The sequence below is a fragment of the Burkholderia pyrrocinia genome (genome assembly GCF_022809715.1).
Taxonomy (GTDB): Bacteria; Pseudomonadota; Gammaproteobacteria; order Burkholderiales; family Burkholderiaceae; genus Burkholderia; species Burkholderia pyrrocinia_C.
Window position 1 is genome coordinate 3363571 of sequence record NZ_CP094459.1, and the last position, 22375, is coordinate 3385945.

Genomic DNA, 22375 nt, shown 5'->3' on the forward strand with positions numbered 1-22375 from the left:
ACGTTCACAACATGAAAAAACTGCTTAGCACGCTCCTTCTGTCCCTGGGCCTCGCGGCCGGCTTCGCCCAGGCAACGCCTGCCGCGCCCGCCTCCGGCAAGGACTTCGAGGTGATGAAGTCGCCGCAGCCGGTGTCCGCGCCGGCCGGCAAGGTCGAGGTGATCGAGTTCTTCTGGTACGGCTGCCCGCACTGCTACGAATTCGAGCCGACGATCGAGGCCTGGGTGAAGAAGCAGGGCAACAACATCGACTTCAAGCGCGTGCCGGTCGCATTCCGCGACGATTTCATCCCGCACTCGAAGCTGTTCTATGCGGTGTCCGCGCTCGGCATCTCCGAGAAGGTCACGCCGGCGATCTTCAACGCGATCCACAAGCAGAAGAACTACCTGCTGACGCCGCAGGCGCAGGCCGACTTCCTGACCACGCAGGGCGTCGACAAGAAGCAGTTCATGGACGCGTACAACTCGTTCAGCGTGCAGGGCCAGGTGAAGCAATCGGCCGAACTGCTGAAGAACTATGCGATCGACGGCGTGCCGACGGTCGTCGTCCAGGGCAAGTACAAGACGGGCCCCGCTTACACGAACAGCATCCCGGGTACCGCCCAGGTGCTCGACTTCCTCGTGAAGCAGGTTCAGGACAAGAAGCTCTGATCCCCACCCGCGCGCCGGCATGACTACTCCGCTGAAGGTCTTCATCACCGGCGCGTCGAGCGGCCTCGGCCTCGCGATGGCCGAGGAATACGCCCGCCAGGGCGCCACGCTCGCGCTGGTCGCGCGACGCACCGACGCGCTCGATGCGTTCGCGCGGCGCTTCCCCAAGCTGTCCATCTCCGTCTACTCCGCCGACGTGCGCGATGCCGACGCGCTCGCGACGGCCGCCGCGTCGTTCATCGCGACGCACGGCTGCCCGGACGTCGTGATCGCGAACGCGGGCATCAGCCAGGGCGCCGTCACGGGCCAGGGCGATCTCGCGACGTTCCGCAACGTGATGGACATCAACTACTACGGGATGGTCGCGACGTTCGAGCCATTCGTCGGCCCGATGACGGCTGCGCGCCACGGCACGCTGGTCGGCGTCGCGAGCGTCGCCGGCGTGCGCGGCCTGCCCGGCTCCGGCGCGTACAGCGCGTCGAAATCGGCCGCGATCAAGTATCTCGAATCGCTGCGCGTCGAGTTGCGCCCGGCCGGCGTCGGCGTCGTGACGATCGCGCCCGGCTACATCCGCACGCCGATGACCGCGCACAACCCGTACCGGATGCCGTTCCTGATGGACGCCGACCGCTTCGCCGCGCGCGCGGCGAAAGCGATTGCGCGGCAGCACGCGTTCCGCGTGATTCCGTGGCAGATGGGCGTCGTCGCGAAGGTGCTGCACGTGCTGCCGCGCTGGCTGTACGACCGCCTGTTCGAGAAGGCGCCGCGCAAGCCGAAGGCCGGCGCGCACTGACGAATCGGCGGCCGGCCCGCGCGACACGCGCCGGGCCGCATCGCCGCATCGCCGCGCTGAAGCTTCGATTTCGCGGCACTTCCCGCGGCGTCCGCGCAGATCCCGCCGCGCGCCCCGACGCGCCGCGACCTCCCCTCCCCACCCGCCGCCTCCGCAGCACCTTCCGCCGCATCAACACCCGTTCCGTCGTGAACGCAGCCGTTTTTCGGTCAATTCGCTGCGTTCCGGCGCCTTTTTTCACGCGCCGCACGCTTTGACGTTATGCTGTTCGCCAGCCGCGCCGGCCCGCCCGCTTCCGGGCCGCGCCTGCATCCCGTCACCAAGCAAAAGCACAAGCCACGTGGGAGATCCTATGCACGTCAAGCTGTTCGCCGCGGCCGCGGTCGCCGCCGCACTCGCCGCCCCCGGCCTCGCCGCCGCCAAGCCGCTCACCGTCTGCACCGAATCGAGCCCGGACGGCTTCGACGTCGTGCAGTACAACTCGCTCGTCACGACCAACGCATCGGCCGACGTGATCTTCAACACGCTCGTGTCGTACGACGAAGCCGCAAAAAAGGTCGTGCCCGCGCTCGCCGACAAATGGGACGCGAGCGCCGACGGCCTCACCTACACGTTCCACCTGCGCCCGAACGTCGCGTTCCAGACCACCGACTATTTCAAGCCGGGCCGCGCGCTCGACGCGGACGACGTCGTGTTCACGTTCACGCGGATGCTCGACGATGCGAACCCGTGGCACAAGGTGGCCGGCGCGAGCGGCTTCCCGCACGCGCAGTCGATGGGCCTAGTGAAGCTCGTGAAGTCGGTCACGAAGGTCGACGACAGCACCGTGAAGTTCGTGCTGAACGAGCCGAACGCGACGTTCGTGCCGATCCTGACGATGGGCTTCGCGTCGATCTACTCGGCCGAATACGCGGACCAGTTGCTGAAGGCCGGCAAGCAGTCCGACCTGAACGCGAAGCCGGTCGGCACGGGCCCGTTCGTGCTGAAGAGCTATACGAAGGACGCGCTGATCCGCTACGACGTGAACCCGACGTACTGGGGCGCGAAGCCGAAGGTCGACCGGCTGATCTACGCGATCACGCCCGACCCGTCGGTGCGCCTGCAGAAGGTGAAGGCCGGCGAATGCCAGATCGCGCTGTCGCCGAAGCCGCAGGACGTGCTCGCCGCGAAGGGCGAAAGCACGCTGAAGGTCGTGCAGACGCCCGCGTTCATGACCGCGTTCGTCGCGCTGAACACGCAGAAGAAGCCGCTCGACAACGACAAGGTGCGCGAGGCGCTGAACCTCGCGTTCGATCGTGCGACCTACCTGAAGGTCGTGTTCGACAACACCGCGACGGCCGCGAACAACCCGTATCCGCCGAACACGTGGAGCTACGCGAAGGACGTCGCGCCGTATGCGTACGATCCCGCGAAGGCGAAGCAGTTGCTCGCGCAGGCCGGCTTCCCGAACGGCTTCTCGACGACGATCTGGACGCGCCCGACCGGCAGCGTGCTGAACCCGAACCCGAAGGTCGGCGCGGAACTGCTGCAGGCCGACCTCGCGAAGATCGGCGTGAAGGCCGACGTGAAGGTGATCGAATGGGGCGAGCTGATCAAGCAGGCGAAGCTCGGCCAGCATGACATGCTGTTCATGGGCTGGGCCGGCGACAACGGCGATCCGGACAACTACCTGTCGCCGCAGTTCAGCTGCAATGCGGTGAAGTCGGGCATCAACTTCGCGCGCTTCTGCGACGCGCAGCTCGACAAGCTGATCGTCGACGGCAAGTCGACCGCCGACCAGGCCAAGCGCACGAAGCTGTATGAAGCCGCGCAGAAGATCATCCACGACCAGGCGCTGTGGATCCCGCTCGGCTACCCGACCGCCGCGGCGCTCACGCGCGCGAACGTGAGCGGCTATCGCGTGAGCCCGTTCGGACGGCAGAACTTCACGGCAGTCGCCGTGCAGTAACCGCGCGTGGCGCGCAAGCGACGGCGTTCGCGCCGCTCGCTTGCGGCCCGCGCACCCCGCTTGCTACACTCCGCCCCTATTCCTCATACCGGACGCCAGCCAAAGTGAACAACTAAGCCTTCCCAAAATGTTTTCGCCGCCGTGCCACGCACGCCGCGCGAAGGTCTTCACGCATTTTCGGAGGTGCTTATGGCTGCAGCCACGCCCACCGGCGCGCTCGTCGCGCTTCATCACGTTTCCTTCCGCTTCGACGACGGCTTCACGCTGTTCGATTCGCTCGACCTTTCCATCGATCGCACGCCGACGGGCATCGTCGGACGCAACGGCATCGGCAAGAGCCAGCTCGCGCAACTGATCGCGGGCCGCTGCGCGCCGAGTTCGGGGACGATCGACCGGCATGTGCCGGTCGCCTACGTCGCGCAGCAGCACAACGACGACGTTGTGGCCTGCCCGCTGACCGTCGCGCGGATCGCCGCGCTCGATGCGCCGCTCGGCGCGCTTGCGCGTCTCGCGAACGGCCGCGCGGAGCCGCGCGACTTCGACCTGATCGGCGATCGCTGGGATCTCGCCGAGCGGCTGCGCGCGGCACTCGACACGGCCGGCCTGCACGATGTGCGACCCGACACGCCTGCGCACGCGCTGAGCGGCGGCCAGCTCGCGCGCGTCGCGCTGATCGGCGCGCTGCTGTCCGGTGCCGGCCTGCTCGTGCTCGACGAACCGACCAACCATCTCGACGCGCCGGGCCGCGCATGGCTGCGCGCGGCGCTCGACGGCTGGCGCGGCGGGCTCGTGATCGTGAGCCACGACCGTGCGCTGCTCGCCGGCGTGCAGCGCATCGTCGAGCTGACGCCGCAAGGCGCTCGCTCGTACGGCGGCAACTACGCGCTCTATCGCGCGCAGCGCGACGCGGAACGGGACGCCGCGCAGGCGGCACTCGATCATGCACGCACCGAGCGCGGGCGCGTGAAGCGCAGGCTCGAACAGGAACACGACACGATTCAGCGTCACGCAGCCGGCTCGCTGCGCGATGCGAAGACGGCCAACCTGTCGTCGGGGGCAAAACAGAGCCGCAAGGGTGCGGCGCGCAACATCATGGGACAGGTCCGGCGCCAACAGTACGATTTCAAGGCAACGCTCGACGAACGCGTGCAGCAGGCGGCCGCGCGCGTCGAAGCCGATGCGCCCGTGCTCGTGTCGCTGCCGGGCACCGAGGTCAGCGCGCGCCGCCAGCTGTTCACGCTCGAACGCGCGCAACTGCCGTGGCGCGCGGCCGGCGATGCGGATTCGGATTCGATCACGTGGTCGGCAAGCGGCGCCGTGCGCATCGCGCTGACGGGCCCGAACGGCTGCGGCAAATCGACGTTGCTGCGGATGCTCGCGGGAGAGCTCGCGCCGCGTTCAGGCGCATGCACGACGCACGTGAGCGCCGCGTATCTCGACCAGCGGCTCGCGCTGCTCGACCCCGAGCGCTCGATCGTCGAGCAGCTGGGGCTGCTGGATACGCCGCTCGCCGAAGGCGACCTGCGCAGCCGTCTCGCGCTGTTGCAGCTCGACGCGACACGCGCGACGCAGCCGGTACGCCAGCTGAGCGGCGGCGAACGGCTGAAGGCCGCGCTCGCGTGCGCGTTGTGGCGCGGCACGCCCGCGCAACTGCTGCTGCTCGACGAGCCGACCAATCACCTCGATCTCGAATCGGTGCGCGCGATCGAAGCCGCGCTGGCCGGCTTCCCCGGCGCGATCGTGGTCGCGTCGCACGACGCCGCGTTTCTCGCGGCGCTCGAACCGACGCACACGATGCAATGGCATCGCGACGGGTGGCGCTACGAACCCGTCGTGTAAGGAGAACGAAGCGCTATCGCTTGGCGGTGCGGAACCGCAGCACGCCGTCGTCGCCCTGCTCGCGCACGAGTTCCCCCGCGAGCCACAGCAGGTTCAAATGCGCGAGCGCCTCGCCGAGCGCGAACGTCATCTGGTGGATGTCGAGCTCGCGGCGCCGGAACATGATGGGCACGATGTCGGCCGCGCTCATCGGCTGCTCCGCGCATGCGACGCGCACTTCGTCGAGCCGCGCGTCGTGGTGCTCGCGCAGTTGCGCGATGCGCGTGCGCACACCGCGGAACGGCTTGCCGTGCGACGGCAGCACGAGCGTGTCGGGCGCCATCGTCTCGTAGCGGCCGAGCGACTGCAGGTACAGCGCGAGCGGGTTCGCCTCCGGCTCGAGGTCGAACACGGACACGTTCGTCGAGATGCGCGGCAGCACCATGTCGCCGGAGATCAGCACGCCGTCCACTTCGCTGTGCAGCGCGCAATGTTCAGGCGAATGGCCGTAGCCGGTGACGACGCGCCACGTGCGCGCGGCGATCGTCACCGCGTCGCCTTCGCGCAGGCGCCGGTAGCGCGGCGGCACGGCCGGCACGAGATCGGAGTAGTAGCTGCGGCGGTTGCGCAGCTTGTCGAGCGCGGCCGGATCGGTCAGCCCGTGGCGCGCGAAATGATCGGCGGCGGCCGCGCCGCCCGCGTTCGAGCCGTTGCCGGCCGCCATCAGGCAGCCGAACATGTATTCGCCGAGCGTCATCCACAGCCGCACGTTCCAGCGGCCCTTGTCGCCGCCTTCGCACAGCCAGTTCGCGAGCCCGAAGTGATCGGGGTGACAGTGCGTGACGAGCACGCGCAGCACGGGCAGGCCGTCGAGATGCGTATCGAAGATCTGCTCCCAGTGCGTGCGGATCGCATCCGACGAGATCCCGCAATCGACGATCGTCCAGCCGGCCTGCCCGTCGATCTCGTCGCGCAGCAGCCACAGGTTGATGTGATCGAGCGAGAACGGCAGCGGCATGCGCAGCCAGCGCACGCCGGGCGCGACCTCGAACGTGTCGCCCGCGGCGGGCAGCGTGTCGGCGAAGGGATAGTCGAGTTGGTGTTCCAGTGCGTTCATCGGTGGGGCATCTCGTCGTTATCGGTGCGAATGCGCGCCGGCGGCAGGCCGCGGCGGGCGGTGCGTCGATTCTATCGCCGTCGCGCGAAACGCGTGCCCGGCGGCCGCCGGCCCGTCAAAAAAGTTCGTGTCAGAATCGGTTCCGTACCCGTATCTTTACGCGAAGATGCACCGAACGGCGCCCAACGACGGATAACCCGCCGCTTGCCGGCCGGCCACGCGTCGCCGCAAAGTCTTTGATCCGCCCGCTTGGGCGCTAAAATGGCGAGTGCTTACAGCCCCTCCTGAACGAGCCTGCACGCAATGAATCACTTCCCCAAACTGCTGTCGTCGCAGATCGGTTTCGACGTCGCGCAGACGATGCTCGAAAACTTCGACCGCCACTACCGGATCTTCCGCGAAGCGGCCGTCGAGGCGAAGACGCTGTACGAGCGCGCCGACTGGCACGGGCTGCAGCGGCTCGCGCGCGAACGGATCACGTCGTACGACGATCGCGTGCAGGAGTGCGTCGAGGTGCTGGAAGACGAATACGACGCGGAGAACATCGACGACGAGGTCTGGCAGCAGATCAAGCTGCACTATATCGGCCTGCTCACGTCGCACCGCCAGCCCGAGTGCGCGGAGACGTTCTTCAATTCGGTGTGCTGCAAGATCCTGCACCGCTCGTATTTCAACAACGATTTCATCTTCGTGCGCCCGGCGATCTCGACCGAATATCTCGAGAACGACGAGCCGGCCGCGAAACCGACCTACCGCGCGTACTACCCGGGCACCGACGGGCTCGCGGTCACGCTCGAGCGCGTCGTCACGAACTTCCAGCTCGACCCGCCGTTCGAGGATCTCTCGCGCGACACCGCGTGCGTGATGCAGGCGATCCACGACGAATTCGGCCACTTCGACGCAGCGCCGAATTTCCAGATCCACGTGCTGTCGTCGCTGTTCTTCCGCAACAAGAGTGCGTACATCGTCGGCCGCATCATCAATGCCGACCGCGTGCTGCCGTTCGCGGTGCCGATCCGCCACGTGCGCCCGGGCCTGCTCGCGCTCGACACCGTGCTGCTGCGCCGCGACCTGCTGCAGATCATCTTCAGCTTCTCGCACTCGTATTTCCTGGTCGACATGGGCGTGCCGTCCGCGTATGTCGACTTCCTGTGCACGATCATGCCCGGCAAGCCGAAGGCGGAGATCTACACGTCGGTCGGCCTGCAGAAGCAGGGCAAGAACCTGTTCTACCGCGACCTGCTGCACCACCTGTCGCACTCGAGCGACCGCTTCATCGTCGCGCCCGGGATCAAGGGCCTCGTGATGCTCGTGTTCACGCTGCCGTCGTTCCCGTACGTGTTCAAGATCATCAAGGATCACTTCCCGCCGCCGAAGGAAACGACGCGCGCGCAGATCATGGAGAAGTACCAGCTCGTGAAGCGCCACGACCGCCTCGGACGGATGGCCGACACGCTCGAGTATTCGAGCGTCGCGCTGCCGCTCGCGCGGCTCGACCATGCGCTCGTGCGCGAGCTCGAGAAGGAAGTGCCGTCGCTGCTCGAATATGAGGACGACAATCTCGTGATCAAGCACCTGTACATCGAGCGCCGGATGACGCCGCTGAACCTGTACCTGCAGAACGGCACCGACGCGGACATCGAGCACGGCGTGAAGGAGTACGGCAACGCGGTGAAGGAGCTGATGAAGGCGAACATCTTCCCCGGCGACATGCTGTACAAGAACTTCGGCGTCACGCGCCACGGCCGCGTCGTGTTCTACGACTACGACGAGATCGAGTACCTGACCGACTGCAACGTGCGCCGCGTGCCGGCGCCGCGCAACGAGGAAGACGAGCTGTCCGGCGAACCGTGGTATACCGTCGGCCCGCACGACATCTTTCCGGAGACCTACGGGCCGTTCCTGCTCGGCGACCCGCGCGTGCGGGACGTATTCATGAAGCATCACGCGGACTTTTTCGATCCCGTGCTGTGGCAGACGAGCAAGGACAAGCTGCTGCAGGGCGAATTGCCCGATTTTCATCCGTACGACGTCGCGCTGCGCTTTTGCGTGCGCTACCCGGAGCGCTTCGGCGCGACGGACCAGAACGACGGTGAAGGCGACGCGCAGCGCGCCGCCTGACGCCGGTTATACCGAACCCGATATCGACCCGAGTTCCGAACACGGAATCCACACCGATGAACACTCCAGTCAACCCGCTCTCGCACCTGTTCGACAACAACGACGCCTGGGTCAGGCGCAAGCTCGCCGACGATCCCGAGTTCTTCACGCGCCTCGCCGACCAGCAGGCGCCGGAATATCTGTGGATCGGCTGCTCGGATTCGCGCGTGCCCGCGAACCAGATCATCGGCCTGCCGCCGGGCGAAGTGTTCGTCCACCGCAACATCGCGAACGTCGTCGTGCACAGCGACCTGAACTGCCTGTCGGTGATCCAGTTCGCGGTCGACATCCTGCGCGTGAAGCACATCATGGTCGTCGGCCACTACGGCTGCTCGGGCGTGAACGCGGCGCTGCACAACCGCCGCGTCGGCCTCGCGGACAACTGGCTGCATCACGTGCAGGACGTGCGCGAGCGCCACGCGGCGCTGCTCGACGAATGGCCGGTGGGCGAGGCGCGCTATCGCCGCCTGATCGAGCTGAACGCGATCGAACAGGTCGTCAACGTGTGTCGCACGACGATCGTCAACGACGCATGGGCACGCGGCCAGTCGCTCACCGTGCACGGGCTCGTGTACGGCGTGCACGACGGCCGGATGCGCAACCTCGGGATGGCCGTGTCGAACTTCGAAGCGCTCGACGAAACCTACAAGCGCTGCGTCGCCGCGCTGACCGCGGGCGGCCAGCATGCGCCCGACAACGACATGGTCGCCGCCGATGCCGCGCAAATGAACGAAGTCGCGCAGGCGGTGGTCGATACGCTGAAGCCTTGCACGGACGCGGAGTAAGCACGCGCTCCGCGGCGGCGGCGACGCAACGGCAGCCTGCATCGAACTGAACTGACGCCGTCACCACGGCACTGCAAAGGAGCGGCGAACATGAAAACCGTACTGATCGTCGGCGCATCGCGCGGCCTCGGCCGCGAATTCGTCCGGCAATACCGGCGCGACGGCTGGAACGTGATCGCCACCGCGCGCGACGAAGCGTCGCTCGCCGCGCTGCGCGCGCTCGGCGCGCAGGCGCATGCGCTCGACATCGCGCAGCCCGAGCAGATCGCGGCGCTCGGCTGGAAGCTCGACGGCGAACGGCTCGATGCGGCCGTGCTCGTGTCGGGCGTCTACGGGCCGCGCACCGAAGGCGTCGAGACGATCACCGCCGAGGATTTCGACGCGGTGATGCATACGAACGTGCGCGGGCCGATGCAGTTGCTGCCGATCCTGCTGCCGCTCGTCGAGGATGCGCGCGGCGTGCTGGCCGTCGTGTCGAGCCGGATGGGCAGCATCGCCGAGGCGACCGGCACGACCGGCTGGCTGTACCGCGCGAGCAAGGCGGCGTTGAACGACGTGCTGCGCATCGCGTCGCTGCAGACGCGCCACGCCGCGTGCATCTCGCTCCACCCCGGCTGGGTGCGCACCGACATGGGCGGCGCGCAGGCCGCGATCTATCCGGAAACCAGCGTGACCGGCATGCGCCGCGTGATCGCCGAAGCCGGCGCCGACGTGTCGCAGGCAAACGGCCGTTTCTTCCAGTACGACGGCATCGAGCTGAGCTGGTGAGCCGCGATCACAACCGAGCGTCGTTAATTCCCGTTTCGCATGATTTTGAACCGACCTGACGCGTGCCCGTGCGGCGGCGCGTCCCCTGCTCCCGCCGGCAAAGCGCCGGCCCCGCGCTATGCGGCCTGCTGCGGCCGCTTCATCGACGGCGGCGAAGCCGCGCCGACGGCGCTTGAGTTGATGCGTTCGCGGTACAGCGCGTACGTGCTCGGCGCGACCGGCTACCTGCGCGCGACGTGGGCCGCGCGCACCTGCCCGCCCGATCTCGACACCGATCCCGAAGCGCCCGACGCGCCGCGCTGGCTCGGCCTCGCGGTAAAACGCCATGTGCCGCTCGACGAACAGCACGCGGAGGTCGAATTCGTGGCCCGCTACAAGGTTGGCGGACGCGCTTACCGGCTCCACGAGACGAGCCGTTTCGAGCGCGACGAGCACGGTTTCTGGCGCTATGTCGACGGCGAAGTAAGCGACCGCTGACAAATAGTTGCCATGTCAGACGCCGGGTAATTCCCGCATTGCACAACCCGATTTTGTCAGGCTAGGATGGCTGTCAGATTGGTCATGTTGCATGGCAGGGCTTACGAATGGCGTTCAGCAAGATATTGGTGGGATGGATGGCGGCCGGTGCGCTGTCGGCCGCTCAGGCCGGTACGCTGCCGAACGCAAATACGGGTGCCGGCACCGCCAGCGGCTCGCTCGCCCACGCCGAACGCTTCGATTACGGCGGCTCGAACCTGCCGCAGGTCGCGGCCGGCCTCAACGAACAGATCCTCCGCATTCCGGCCGATGCTTCGGGCTCCGTCACGCTCGAGGCGACGCTCTTCAAGCCGGACGGCCCCGGCCCGTTCCCGCTCGTCGTCTTCAACCACGGCAAGAATACCGGCGATCTCCATCTGCAGCCGCGCAGCCGGCCGCTCGCGTTCGCACGCGAATTCGTGCGCCGCGGCTATGCGGTGATCGCGCCGAACCGCCAGGGCTTCGCCGGCTCGGGCGGCACCTATCAGCAGGAAGGCTGCAACGTCGGCAAGAATGGCCTCGCGCAGGCCGCCGACGTCGACGCGACGGTGCGCTACATGTCGCGCCAGACGTATGTCGATGCGTCGCGCATCGTCGTCGCCGGCACGTCGCACGGCGGCCTCGCGTCGGTCGCGTACGGCACCGAAGCCGCACCGGGCGTGCGCGGCATCATCAACTTCTCCGGCGGGCTGCGCCAGGACCTGTGCGACGGCTGGCAGCGCAACCTCGTCGATGCATTCGACCAATACGGCGCGCACACGGCCGTGCGGTCGCTGTGGCTGTACGGCGACAACGATTCGGTGTGGACGCCCGCGCTCGTCGCGCAAATGCACGACGCGTACGTGTCGCACGGCACCCAGGTCCAGTTCATCGATTTCGGCCGCTACAAGGACGACGCGCACCGGCTGATCGTCGATCGCGACGGCGTGCCGGTCTGGTGGCCGGCCGTCAACGCGTTCCTCGAGAAACTGAACCTGCCGACCTCGGTACGCTACGCGGTCGCGAACCCGCACGAACCGAAGGCCACCGGCTATGCGGCCATCGACGCGGTCAACGCGGTGCCGTATGTCGACGAAGCCGGCCGCGAAGGCTATCGCCGCTTCCTGAACCAGCATCCGAGCCGCGCGTTCGCGGTGTCGTCGGAAGGCGCGTGGTCGTGGGCCGAAGGCGGCGACGACCCGATGGCGCTCGCGCTCGACAACTGCGCGAAACAGGGCGCAGGCGCGTGCCGGCTGTATGCGGTCAACGACCGCGTCGTGTGGAACGCGAACACGACGCAAACGGCCGACAACGGCGACGGCAGCACGCACGACACCGATACGCACGCGCTGGCTTCGCGCTGACGCGCGGCGGGCCGCCCGCCGCGCCTTATTCGCTTCCCTTCCGCTTCCCGCCCCGTTCTTCCGTGCGCGATCGCATCGCGCGTCGCCGTATTCGCGCAATCGCGCCATCACGCCATCGCCTGCCGTTCCGGCAGCCTGATCCCCCCGAATTCAGCAGACCATTCCGCTGCCGCGGTTCGCGCGTGGCAACGCCCCGTTTTGCCGGCCCCCTTCGATCCCCGATTTTTCGCGATCGCATCGCGCCCCGTCCCGCGATTTTTTTCTGTCGGGGGGTGTCACTCGAACGTCGTCATCTGCGCTCATTTCTGGGCATCTGGATCGTACCGTCCCGAGCAGCACCGATCTGCGCCGAACTCCCGCCCGGCAAGGCTTTGCGGCGTTTGTAACCGCTAGTGCAACGTGTCGCGGAACACGCTAATCTCAGCGCGTTTTGGAATCTGCCGCGCGGCATCCCGTCGATGCCGCGCGGCCGTTTTACCCTTCGGAGTTGCCTTGAGTACGCCAGCCACCGACGACTGGGTCGCGCGCAGCCTGCGCGCGGTCTGGCATCCCTGCACCCAGATGAAGCACCACGAGCGCCTGCCGCTGATTCCGGTCGCGCGCGGCGCGGGCGTGTGGCTGTACGACCGCGACGGCCGTCGTTACTTCGACGCAATCAGCTCGTGGTGGGTCAACCTGTTCGGCCATGCGAACCCGGACATCAACGCGGCGCTGAAGGACCAGCTCGACACGCTCGAGCACGCGATGCTCGCCGGCTGCACGCACGAGCCCGCGATCGAGCTCGCCGAGCGGCTGCATGCGCTCACCGCGCGCACGCTCGGCCATGCGTTCTTCGCGTCGGACGGCGCGTCGGCCGTCGAGATCGCGCTGAAGATGAGCTTCCACGCGTGGCGCAACCGCGGCCGCGCGAACAAGCAGGAATTCGTCTGCGTCGCGAACAGCTATCACGGCGAGACGATCGGCGCGCTCGGCGTGACCGACGTCGCGCTGTTCAAGGATGCGTACGACCCGCTGATCCGCCATGCACACGTCGTCGCGTCGCCCGATGCGCGCGGCGCGCTGCCGGGCGAGACGGCCGCCGATGTCGCGGGACGCGCGCTCGCGGACGTGCGGCGCCTGTTCGTCGAACGCGGCGACCGGATCGCCGCGCTGATCGTCGAGCCGCTCGTGCAGTGCGCGGCCGGCATGGCGATGCACGATCCGTCGTACGTACGCGGGCTGCGTGCGCTGTGCGACGAATTCGGCGTGCACCTGATCGCCGACGAGATCGCGGTCGGCTGCGGCCGCACCGGCACCTTCTTCGCGTGCGAGCAGGCCGGCGTGTGGCCCGATTTCATGTGCCTGTCGAAAGGCATCAGCGGCGGCTACCTGCCGCTGTCGCTCGTGCTCACGCGCGACGACGTGTTCGCGGCGTTCTACGACGACGACACGACGCGCGGCTTCCTGCACTCGCATTCGTACACCGGCAACCCGCTCGCGTGCCGCGCGGCGGTCGCGACGCTCGACCTGTTCGCGCGCGACGACGTGCTCGCGCAAAACGCGCGCAAGTCGGCCGCGATGCACGCCGCGCTCGCGCCGCTCGACGCGCACCCGCAGGTGCGCCACCTGCGCGAACGCGGCACGCTGTTCGCATTCGACGTCGCGCTCGACGGCGACGCGGCGCGCGGCTTCTCGCGGCGCTTCTTCGAACGCGCGCTCGAACGCGAGCTGCTGCTGCGCCCGATCGGCACGACCGTGTACCTGATGCCGCCGTACGTGATGAGCGACGACGACATCGCGTGGCTCGCGCAGCATACGCGCGACACGCTCGACGCAACGCTCGCGGAGATCATGCAATGACGACGCCCCTGCTCGACACGCTGCAGCGCGGCCTCGCCGATCTCGACGCACAAGGGCTGCGCCGCGTGCGCCGCATCGCCGACACCGCGTGCGACGCGCGCATGACCGTCGACGGCCGCGAGATCGTCGGTTTCGCGAGCAACGACTACCTCGGCCTCGCCGCGCACCCGGCGCTCGTCGCCGCGTTCGCCGAAGGCGCGCGGCGCTACGGCTCCGGCAGCGGCGGCTCGCACCTGCTCGGCGGCCATTCGCGCGCGCACGCAAAGCTCGAGGACGAACTCGCAGGCTTCGCGGGCGGCTTCTGCGACGCGCCGCGCGCGCTGTACTTCAGCACCGGCTACATGGCGAACCTCGCCGCGATGACGGCGCTCACCGGCAAAGGCGCGACGATCTTCTCCGACGCGCTGAACCATGCATCGCTGATCGACGGCATGCGGCTGTCGCGCGCGAACGTGCTGGTCTACCCGCACGCGGACACGGCCGCGCTCGCCGCGCTGCTCGAAGCATCGGATGCCGAAACGAAACTGATCGTCAGCGACACCGTGTTCAGCATGGACGGCGACGTCGCGCCGCTCGCCGAACTCGTCGCGCTGGCCGAACGCCACCGCGCATGGCTTGTCGTCGACGACGCACACGGCTTCGGCGTGCTCGGCCCGCAGGGCCGCGGCGCACTCGCGGCCGCCGCGCTGCGTTCGCCGAATCTCGTCTACGTCGGCACGCTCGGCAAGGCGGCCGGCGTCGCGGGCGCGTTCGTCATCGCGCACGAGACCGTGATCGAATGGTTGATCCAGCGCGCGCGCAGCTACATCTTCACGACGGCCGCGCCGCCGGCCGTCGCGCATGCGGTATCGGCCAGCCTGAAGGTGATCGCGGGCGACGAAGGCGATGCGCGCCGCGCGCATCTCGCCGCACTGATCGAGCGCACGCGCGCGCTGCTGCGCAACACGCGCTGGCAGCCGGTCGATTCGCACACGGCCGTGCAGCCGCTCGTGATCGGCAGCAACGACGCGACGCTCGCGGCGATGCGCGCGCTCGACGCGCACGGCCTGTGGGTGCCCGCGATCCGGCCGCCGACGGTGCCCGCCGGCACGTCGCGGCTGCGCGTGTCGCTGTCGGCCGCGCATTCGTTCGACGATCTCGCGCGGCTCGAAACCGCATTGATCGAAGCCAGCGAGGCAGTTGCATGACTCTCCCGCTCTCGCTCTTCGTCACCGGCACCGACACCGAAATCGGCAAGACCTTCGTGTCGGCCGCGATGCTGCACGGCTTCGCGCGGCACGGCCTGCGCGCAGCCGCGCTGAAGCCGGTCGCGGCCGGCGCGTACGAGCGCGACGGCATCTGGCGCAACGAGGATGCGGACCAGCTCGACGCGGCCGCAAACGTCGTGCTGCCGCCCGAGCTGCGCACGCCGTTCCTGCTGAAAGCACCGGCCGCGCCGCATATCGTCGCCGCGCAGGAAGGCGTGACGCTCGACCTCGACACCATCGTCGCGTGCCACCGCGAAGCGCTGACGCGCGCGGACATCGTCGTCGTCGAAGGCGTCGGCGGCTTTCGCGTGCCGCTGAACGACACGCAGGACACGGCCGATCTCGCGGTCGCGCTCGGCGTGCCCGTCGTGATGGTGGTCGGCGTGCGGCTCGGCTGCATCAGCCACGCGCTGCTGACGGCCGACGCGATTCGCCAACGCGGCCTCACGCTCGCGGGCTGGGTCGCGAACCATGTCGACCCGGCGATGTCGTTCGCCGACGAGAACGTCGCGACGATCCGCGACTGGCTCGCGCGCGAGCATCGCGCGCCGCTGCTCGGCCGCATCGCGCACCTGAGCCCGGCCGCTCCCGAATCCGCCGCGGCGATGCTCGACATCGCCGCGCTCGTCGAGTCGCTGCGCGCCGCGCAGCATTGACCCAACCGATCCCCCAATCCCGCCCAGGACAGGAAAACGAAATGACCCAAGCCCAGACCGCCGCCGTGCAACCCGACGCGATTCCCGTGGCCGCACCGGCCCCGCAGCGCTGGCGCGTCGCCGACGTCGTCGCGCTGTTCGCTCTGCCGTTCAACGACCTGATCTTCCGCGCGCAGCAGGTGCATCGCGAGCACTTCGATGCCAACGCGGTGCAGCTGTCGACGCTGCTGTCGATCAAGACGGGCGGCTGCGAGGAAGATTGCGGCTACTGCTCGCAGTCGTCGCATCACGACACGGGCCTGAAGGCCGAGAAGCTGATGGACGTCGACACGGTGCTCGACGCCGCGCGCGCGGCGAAGGCGAACGGCGCGAGCCGCTTCTGCATGGGCGCCGCGTGGCGCAACCCGAAGGAGCGCCACATGCCGGCGCTGACCGAGATGGTGCGCGGCGTGAAGGAGCTCGGCCTCGAAACCTGCATGACGCTCGGCATGCTCGAGGACGAACAGGCGCAGCAGCTCGCCGACGCGGGCCTCGACTACTACAACCACAACCTCGACACGTCGCCGGAGTTCTACGGCCAGGTGATCTCGACGCGCACGTACCAGGACCGCCTCGACACGCTCGACCGCGTGCGCGACGCGGGCATCAACGTGTGCTGCGGCGGCATCATCGGGATGGGCGAATCGCGCCGCGAGCGCGCGGGCCTGATCTCGCAGCTCGCGAACCTGAACCCGTATCCGGAATCGGTGCCGATCAACAACCTCGTCGCGATCGAAGGCACGCCGCTCGAAGGCACCGCGCCGCTCGACCCGTTCGAGTTCGTGCGCACGATCGCGGTCGCGCGCATCACGATGCCGAAGGCCGTCGTGCGCCTGTCGGCCGGCCGCGAGCAGCTCGACGACGCGATGCAGGCGATGTGCTTCCTCGCCGGCGCGAACTCGATGTTCTACGGCGACCAGCTGCTGACGACGAGCAACCCGCAGACGCAGCGCGACCGCGCGCTGTTCGAGCGCCTCGGCATCCGCGCGAGCCAGGCCGACGCGCTGTCGGACAACGCGTAAGCGAAACGGCGGCCGGCGGGCCGGGCCTGCGAACGAAAAAGCCGGGACATTTCCCGGCTTTTTTTGCATCCGCACCGGCCACTCAGACTGCACCACCCAGCGCCCGCGGCTCCATGAATGTGTGGCGGAAATAGTCGCGCACCGCGTGCATCGCGGGACTCAGCTCGATGTTCTTGCGCCATGCGAGGCCCACGCTCATCGGCGGCACCGGATCGCGCAGCACGATCGTCTCGATGCGCCGCCCCTCGAGCGACCACGGGCGATACACCATGTCGGACAGGATCGCGACGCCGCTGCCGTTCGCGACCATGCTGCGCACGGCCTCGACCGACGACGTGCGCAGGATCACGTTCGGCCGGTACGGCGTCTCGTTCCAGTAGCGCAGCGCCGTCTGTCCGGCCTCGTCCACGGTCAGCATCACGAACGGCTCGCGCGCGACCTCGGCGAACGTGACGCTCTCGCGCCTGAGCAGCGGATGATGCGCGCCGACCCACAGCCTGCGCACCGAATGGATCACGGGCTCCAGCACGAGCTCGGGGTTCGACACGTTCGACGTGAGCAGCACGGCCATGTCGTAGCGGCCCGCGATCAACCCCTCCTCGATCGACTCGCGGTTCAGTTCGTGCAGGTGGATCGTCAGCCGCGGATAAAGCGTGTTCAGCCGCAGCACGTGATGCGGCAGGAAGTAGCCCAGCACCGTATAGCTCGCGGCAATCGCGAGCGTGCCCGTCAGCGTGCTTTCGAGGTTCGGGATCCGCATCGCCTCGTCGACCGACGACAGGATCGTGTACGCGTGATTCAGAAAGCGCCGCCCGGTGTCGGTCAGCGTCACGCCCGCCGACGTGCGCAGGAACAGCTGCGTGCCGAGACTGTCCTCCAGCTCCCTGATCGCGCTCGTCACGGCCGACTGCGAGATGGTGAGCTGGATCGCCGCCTGCGAAATCTGTCCTAGTTCGGCGGTCGCGACGAAGTACTTGAGCTGTCTGAGGGTCAGGGCCATGTGTGGTCGAAAACCGATGAGGGCGCGACAAACATCATATCAACCGTTCCGCCGACGCCAATCCCGCGCCGGCGAAACATGCTGCGCCCAGTTCCGGCGGCGCTGTGCGGCCGATTCGGCGGATATCTGAAAAATCGATACCTCCACATATAAAAATAGAACTATTTTGACGCACCCCACGCGGCTAACCTCCGTTCAACACGGTTTCGCGCTGCGCCGCCGCGCACGCGAACCGGAGAACCTGGAGGAACGAACCGTATGAGGAAGCACAGCGTCGACCTGAATTCCGACATGGGCGAAGGCTTCGGCCCGTGGACGATCGGCGACGGCGTCGACGAGCAGATCATGCCGCTCATCAGCTCGGCGAACATCGCCACCGGCTTTCATGCCGGCGATCCGAACATCATGGCGCGCACGGTGCAACTCGCGCGCGACGCCGGCGTCGGCATCGGCGCGCATCCCGGCTTTCGCGACCTCGTCGGCTTCGGCCGCCGCACGATCGCCGAAACACCGCAAGCGCTCGTCAACGACATCCTGTACCAGCTCGGCGCGCTGCGCGAGTTCGCGCGCCTGAACGGCGTGAGCCTGCAGCACGTGAAGCCGCACGGCGCGCTCTACATGCACGCGGCGGCCAGCGAGGCGTTCTCGCGGCTGCTGATCGAGACGCTGCAGCGCGTCGATCCCGGCCTGTGGCTGTACTGCATGGAAGCGTCGGTCACCTACCGCGTCGCCGCCGAATACGGTCAGCCGGTGATCCGCGAGTTCTACGCGGATCGCGACTACGACCGCAGCGGCTCGATCGTGTTCACGCGCCGCGTCGGGCGCCTCGACCCGCGCCAGGTCGCCGACAAGGTGCTGCGCGCCTGCATCGACGGAAAGGTGCGCACGATCGACGGCGACCACATCGACATCGATTTCGATTCGGTCTGCATCCACAGCGACACGCCGGGCGCGCTCGACCTCGTGCGCGAAACGCGCGACGCGCTGGTCCGCGAAGGCATCCGGACCGCCGGCCCGCAGCCGCTCGCCGCTCATCACTGATACCGATTCAAGGAGACACACGATGGCATTGCACGATATCGTCAGCCCGCTGCCGGGCACCTTCTACCGGCGCCCCGCGCCCGACGCGGACTACTACGTCGCGGTCGATGCGGCGGTCGCCGCCGGCGCCGTCGTCGGCCTCGTCGAAGTGATGAAGCAGTTCACGGAGATCGAAGCCGACGTGGCCGGCCGCGTCGCCGAACTGCTCGTCGAGGACGGCGAGCCGGTCGATGCGGGCCAGGTGCTGATGCGGATCGAGGGGTGACGCGATGAATCCGGCAACCTCCTCCGGCGCGTTCTATCGCCCGTCGCGAATTCGTACCGTACTGGTCGCGAACCGCGGCGAAATCGCGGTGCGCGTGATACGCGCGGCGCGCGAGCTCGGCATGCGCGCGGTGGCCGTGGTCAGCGACGCGGATCGCGACAGCCTCGCCGCGCGCATGGCCGACGAAGCGATCCACATCGGCTCGTCGCATGCGGTGAAGAGCTACCTGAATCCCGCCGCGATCCTCGACGCCGCGCGGCAATGCGGCGCGGACGCGATCCATCCGGGCTACGGCTTCCTGTCCGAGAACGCCGCATTCGCGGCGCAGGTCGAGGCGGCCGGCCTGATCTTCGTCGGCCCGGCCTCGCAGGTGATCGCGACGATGGGCGACAAGGCGCGCGCCCGCGACACCGCGCGGCGCGCAAACGTGCCGACGGTGCCCGGCAGCGACGGCGTCGTGCAGTCGCTCGACGACGCGCGGGAAGTCGCCGCGCGCATCGGCTACCCGATCATGATCAAGGCGGCCGCGGGCGGCGGCGGGCGCGGCATCCGCGTCGCGCACGACGCCGCGCAGCTCGACGCCGAACTGCCGCTCGCGCAGCGCGAGGCGCAGGCCGCGTTCGGCGACGGCGGCGTCTATCTCGAACGCTTCATCGCGCGCGCCCGGCATATCGAGGTGCAGGTGCTCGGCGACGGGCGCGACGTCGTCCATCTGTTCGAGCGCGAATGCTCGCTGCAGCGCCGCCGCCAGAAGATCCTCGAGGAAGCGCCGTCGCCGTCGCTCGCACCGGCGCAGCGCGACGCGCTGTGCGCATCGGCGACGCGCCTCGCACGCGAGGTCGGCTATCGCAGCGCGGGCACGCTCGAATACCTGTTCGACGAAACGCGCGGCGAGTTCTACTTCATCGAGATGAACACGCGCATTCAGGTCGAGCATCCGGTGACCGAGGCGATCACCGGCATCGATCTCGTGCGCGAGACGCTGCGCATCGCCGACGGCGAACCGCTGCGCTTCGCGCAGCAGGACATCGCGATGCGCGGCGCGGCGCTCGAATGCCGGATCAACGCGGAAGATCCGCTGCAGGATTTCCGCCCGAATCCCGGCCGGATCGATGCACTCGTGTGGCCGACCGGCCCCGGCGTGCGCATCGATTCGCTGCTCTATCCGGGCTACGTCGTGCCGCCGTTCTACGATTCGCTGCTCGCGAAGCTGATCGTGCACGACGAGAGCCGCGCGGCCGCGCTGCAACGGCTCGCGCGCGCGCTCGGCGAACTGCACGTCGGCGGCGTGAAGACCACCGCACCGCTGCACGTCGCGCTGCTCGCGGACGACGACGTGCGCGCCGGGCGCTACCACACGAATTTTCTCGAAGCGTGGATGCCGCAGTGGCGCGAAGCCGCGACAGCCGCTGCGCGCGAGCAAGCAACCGAGGACGCCGCGCGCGTCGGGGAGGCCCTGTGACGACTCGTTATACGTTCGGCGGCGACGAGTTCGTGTTCGTCGAAATCGGCGAAGCCATGTCGCTCGACGCGTTCTTCAAGGGCACGGCGATCACGCGCGAGTTGCAGCGGCGCGCGGTGCCGGGCATCACCGAAATCTGTCCGGCGAACGCGTCGTACCAGGTGCGCTACGACCCGGACGTGATCGATCCCGACGCGCTCGTCGCGCTGCTGAAGACGGTCGAGGCCGACGTCGGCGAAGCGTCGCTCGAACTCGACACGCGCATCGTCGAGATACCCGTGCTCTACAACGACCCGTGGACGCATGAAACGCTGATGCGGTTTCGCGAGCGCCACCAGGATCCGTCGTCGACCGATCTCGAATACGCGGCACGCATCAACGGCAAGCGAAGCGTCGACGAATTCATCGCCGCGCACTCGGGCTCGCCGTGGTTCGTGTCGATGGTCGGCTTCGTCGCGGGCCTGCCGTTCATGTACCAGATGGTCGAGCGCGCGCGCCAGCTCGAAGTGCCGAAATACCTGCGCCCGCGCACCGACACGCCGAAGCTCACCGTCGGCCACGGCGGCTGTTTCGGCTGCATCTATTCGGTGCGCGGCGCGGGCGGCTACCAGATGTTCGGCGTGACGCCGGCGCCGATCTTCGATCCCGCGCAGCGGCTCGACTACCTGCGCGACTTCATGGTGTTCTTCCGGCCCGGCGACATCGTGAAGTTCACGCCGATCGACCGCGCTGCGTACGACGCCGCCGTCGCGGCCGTCGAAGCCGGCACCTTCTCCCTGCGCGTGCGTCCCGTGAAATTCTCGCTCGACGCATTCCTGCGCGATCCCGACGCGTATAACCGCTCTCTCGTCGAGGTGCTGCATGCAAGCTGACGCGCACAACGTGATCGAGGTCGTGAAACCCGGCCTCGCGACATCGGTCCAGGACACGGGCCGGCAAGGCTACTACCACGTCGGCATTCCGCCGTCGGGTTCGCTCGACCAGTACGCATCGCGCGCGGCGAACCTGCTGGTCGGCAACCCCGAACAGGCGGCCGTGCTCGAATGCACGCTGCTCGGCCCAGAGCTGATGTTCCACGTCGACGCGCTGATCGCCGTCACGGGTGCCGAGATGACGCCGAAGATCGATGGCGTCGGGCAGCGCTGCAACGTCGCGCTGCGAATCCGCGCCGGCAGCGTGCTGTCGTTCCACTACGTGAAGGGCGGCGCGCGGGCGTACCTGGCCGTCGCGGGCGGCATCGACGTGCCGGTCGTGCTCGGCAGCCGCTCGACGTACGCGCTCGGCGCGATCGGCGGCCATGCGGGCCGGCGTCTGCAGAAAGGCGACCGGCTGCCGATCGGCGCCGCGTGCGGCACGCACCGCGAAGGGCTCGAACTGCCGGCTTCCGTGAGCCGGCCGCTCGACAGCCAGGTCGAGCTGCGCGTGCTGCCGGGCCTGTACCACTACCGGCTCACCGACGCATCGGCGCAGACGTTCTTCGATGACGAATGGACCGTCGCGCCCGAAGCGGATCGCATCGGCTACCGCTACAAGAACGGCCGTCCGCTGCAGTTCCGGCCGCGCGAGCAGCCGTTCGGCGCGGGCGCCGATCCGTCGAACATCGTCGACGCGTGCTACCCGATCGGCTCGATCCAGGTGCCGGCCGGGCTCGAGCCGATCATCCTGCATCGCGATGCGGTGTCGGGCGGCGGCTACGCGACGATCGGCACGGTCATCAGCGCCGACATGGACCTGATCGGCCAGATGCAGCCGAACCACCGTGCGCGCTTCGTGCGCGTGACGATGGCCGAAGCGCTCGCGGCGCGCCGCGAGTACCAGCGGCGCCTCGCGCTGCTGCGCGCCGTGCTGCGGGACTGAGCGCCGCACGCCCGGCCGCCGCGCCGGGCGCCGTGTGCGGCCGCCCGCC

At 68.3% G+C, this 22375-nt stretch carries 20 protein-coding genes; 18 read left to right on the top strand and 2 right to left on the bottom strand.

What is annotated here, in order from left to right:
* Window positions 1-11: 11 nt before the first annotated feature.
* The 4 genes from MRS60_RS15565 (at window position 12) to MRS60_RS15580 (ending at window position 5230) form a co-directional block, all read left to right on the top strand.
* Window positions 12-650: a thiol:disulfide interchange protein DsbA/DsbL gene (locus MRS60_RS15565; protein ID WP_243564953.1), complete on the top strand. Its 639-nt coding sequence runs from the start codon at window positions 12-14 to the stop codon at window positions 648-650.
* Window positions 651-669: 19 nt separating this feature from the next.
* Window positions 670-1443: an SDR family oxidoreductase gene (locus MRS60_RS15570; RefSeq protein WP_034179172.1), complete on the top strand. Its 774-nt coding sequence runs from the start codon at window positions 670-672 to the stop codon at window positions 1441-1443.
* Between the two features lie 352 nt (window positions 1444-1795).
* The gene (locus MRS60_RS15575; protein ID WP_243564954.1) at window positions 1796-3391 is read left to right on the top strand and encodes an ABC transporter substrate-binding protein; all 1596 of its coding nucleotides are present in this window, start codon (window positions 1796-1798) and stop codon (window positions 3389-3391) included.
* Between the two features lie 189 nt (window positions 3392-3580).
* Window positions 3581-5230 (top strand): ABC-F family ATP-binding cassette domain-containing protein, encoded by a 1650-nt coding sequence (locus MRS60_RS15580; protein WP_243564955.1) that lies wholly within the window; start codon window positions 3581-3583, stop codon window positions 5228-5230.
* Window positions 5231-5243: 13 nt separating this feature from the next.
* Here the strand turns inward: MRS60_RS15580 and MRS60_RS15585 are convergent, their stop codons facing one another.
* Window positions 5244-6326, bottom strand: a complete 1083-nt coding sequence (locus MRS60_RS15585) for an MBL fold metallo-hydrolase (RefSeq protein ID WP_243564956.1) — start codon at window positions 6324-6326, stop codon at window positions 5244-5246.
* A gap of 303 nt (window positions 6327-6629) precedes the next feature.
* Here MRS60_RS15585 and aceK point away from each other — a divergent pair, with 303 nt between their 5' ends.
* The 9 genes from aceK to bioB all read left to right on the top strand — a co-directional run bounded on the left by aceK (window position 6630) and on the right by bioB (window position 16701).
* Window positions 6630-8447: a bifunctional isocitrate dehydrogenase kinase/phosphatase gene (aceK, locus tag MRS60_RS15590; RefSeq protein ID WP_243564957.1), complete on the top strand. Its 1818-nt coding sequence runs from the start codon at window positions 6630-6632 to the stop codon at window positions 8445-8447.
* Window positions 8448-8503: 56 nt separating this feature from the next.
* On the top strand, window positions 8504-9271 hold the full coding sequence (can, locus tag MRS60_RS15595; protein WP_034179177.1) for a carbonate dehydratase: 768 nt from the start codon (window positions 8504-8506) through the stop codon (window positions 9269-9271).
* A gap of 90 nt (window positions 9272-9361) precedes the next feature.
* Window positions 9362-10039, top strand: coding sequence for an SDR family oxidoreductase (locus MRS60_RS15600; RefSeq protein WP_243564958.1), 678 nt, complete (start codon window positions 9362-9364; stop codon window positions 10037-10039).
* Window positions 10040-10078: 39 nt separating this feature from the next.
* Entirely contained in the window at window positions 10079-10516 is a 438-nt protein-coding gene (locus MRS60_RS15605) for a YchJ family protein (protein WP_243564959.1), read from the top strand.
* A 107-nt stretch (window positions 10517-10623) separates the two neighbouring features.
* Window positions 10624-11898, top strand: coding sequence for a dienelactone hydrolase family protein (locus tag MRS60_RS15610; RefSeq protein WP_243564960.1), 1275 nt, complete (start codon window positions 10624-10626; stop codon window positions 11896-11898).
* 492 nt (window positions 11899-12390) lie between these two features.
* The gene (bioA, locus tag MRS60_RS15615; RefSeq protein ID WP_034179181.1) at window positions 12391-13737 is read left to right on the top strand and encodes an adenosylmethionine--8-amino-7-oxononanoate transaminase; all 1347 of its coding nucleotides are present in this window, start codon (window positions 12391-12393) and stop codon (window positions 13735-13737) included.
* Window positions 13734-14924: an 8-amino-7-oxononanoate synthase gene (gene bioF, locus MRS60_RS15620; protein ID WP_243564961.1), complete on the top strand. Its 1191-nt coding sequence runs from the start codon at window positions 13734-13736 to the stop codon at window positions 14922-14924. Before bioA ends, bioF begins: the two co-directional genes overlap by 4 nt.
* Window positions 14921-15640, top strand: coding sequence for a dethiobiotin synthase (bioD, locus tag MRS60_RS15625; protein WP_175748984.1), 720 nt, complete (start codon window positions 14921-14923; stop codon window positions 15638-15640). The genes bioF and bioD overlap by 4 nt, the downstream gene beginning before the upstream one ends.
* A 41-nt stretch (window positions 15641-15681) precedes the next feature.
* Entirely contained in the window at window positions 15682-16701 is a 1020-nt protein-coding gene (bioB, locus tag MRS60_RS15630; RefSeq protein WP_034179184.1) for a biotin synthase BioB, read from the top strand.
* A gap of 82 nt (window positions 16702-16783) precedes the next feature.
* Here the strand turns inward: bioB and MRS60_RS15635 are convergent, their stop codons facing one another.
* The gene (locus MRS60_RS15635) at window positions 16784-17701 is read right to left on the bottom strand and encodes a LysR family transcriptional regulator (RefSeq protein ID WP_175919476.1); all 918 of its coding nucleotides are present in this window, start codon (window positions 17699-17701) and stop codon (window positions 16784-16786) included.
* A 258-nt stretch (window positions 17702-17959) separates the two neighbouring features.
* On the opposite strand from MRS60_RS15635, the gene MRS60_RS15640 reads away from it, so the two are divergent.
* The 5 genes from MRS60_RS15640 to MRS60_RS15660 are packed head-to-tail and all read left to right on the top strand — an operon-like array spanning window position 17960 to window position 22326.
* Window positions 17960-18742, top strand: a complete 783-nt coding sequence (locus MRS60_RS15640) for a 5-oxoprolinase subunit PxpA (protein ID WP_034179186.1) — start codon at window positions 17960-17962, stop codon at window positions 18740-18742.
* Between the two features lie 22 nt (window positions 18743-18764).
* Window positions 18765-19007, top strand: a complete 243-nt coding sequence (locus MRS60_RS15645; protein WP_034179187.1) for an acetyl-CoA carboxylase — start codon at window positions 18765-18767, stop codon at window positions 19005-19007.
* A 4-nt stretch (window positions 19008-19011) separates the two neighbouring features.
* Window positions 19012-20469, top strand: coding sequence for an acetyl-CoA carboxylase biotin carboxylase subunit (locus tag MRS60_RS15650; RefSeq protein ID WP_243564962.1), 1458 nt, complete (start codon window positions 19012-19014; stop codon window positions 20467-20469).
* Window positions 20466-21341, top strand: coding sequence for a 5-oxoprolinase subunit B family protein (locus MRS60_RS15655; RefSeq protein ID WP_034179189.1), 876 nt, complete (start codon window positions 20466-20468; stop codon window positions 21339-21341). Before MRS60_RS15650 ends, MRS60_RS15655 begins: the two co-directional genes overlap by 4 nt.
* The gene (locus tag MRS60_RS15660; protein WP_175748986.1) at window positions 21331-22326 is read left to right on the top strand and encodes a biotin-dependent carboxyltransferase family protein; all 996 of its coding nucleotides are present in this window, start codon (window positions 21331-21333) and stop codon (window positions 22324-22326) included. Before MRS60_RS15655 ends, MRS60_RS15660 begins: the two co-directional genes overlap by 11 nt.
* Window positions 22327-22375: the final 49 nt, after the last annotated feature.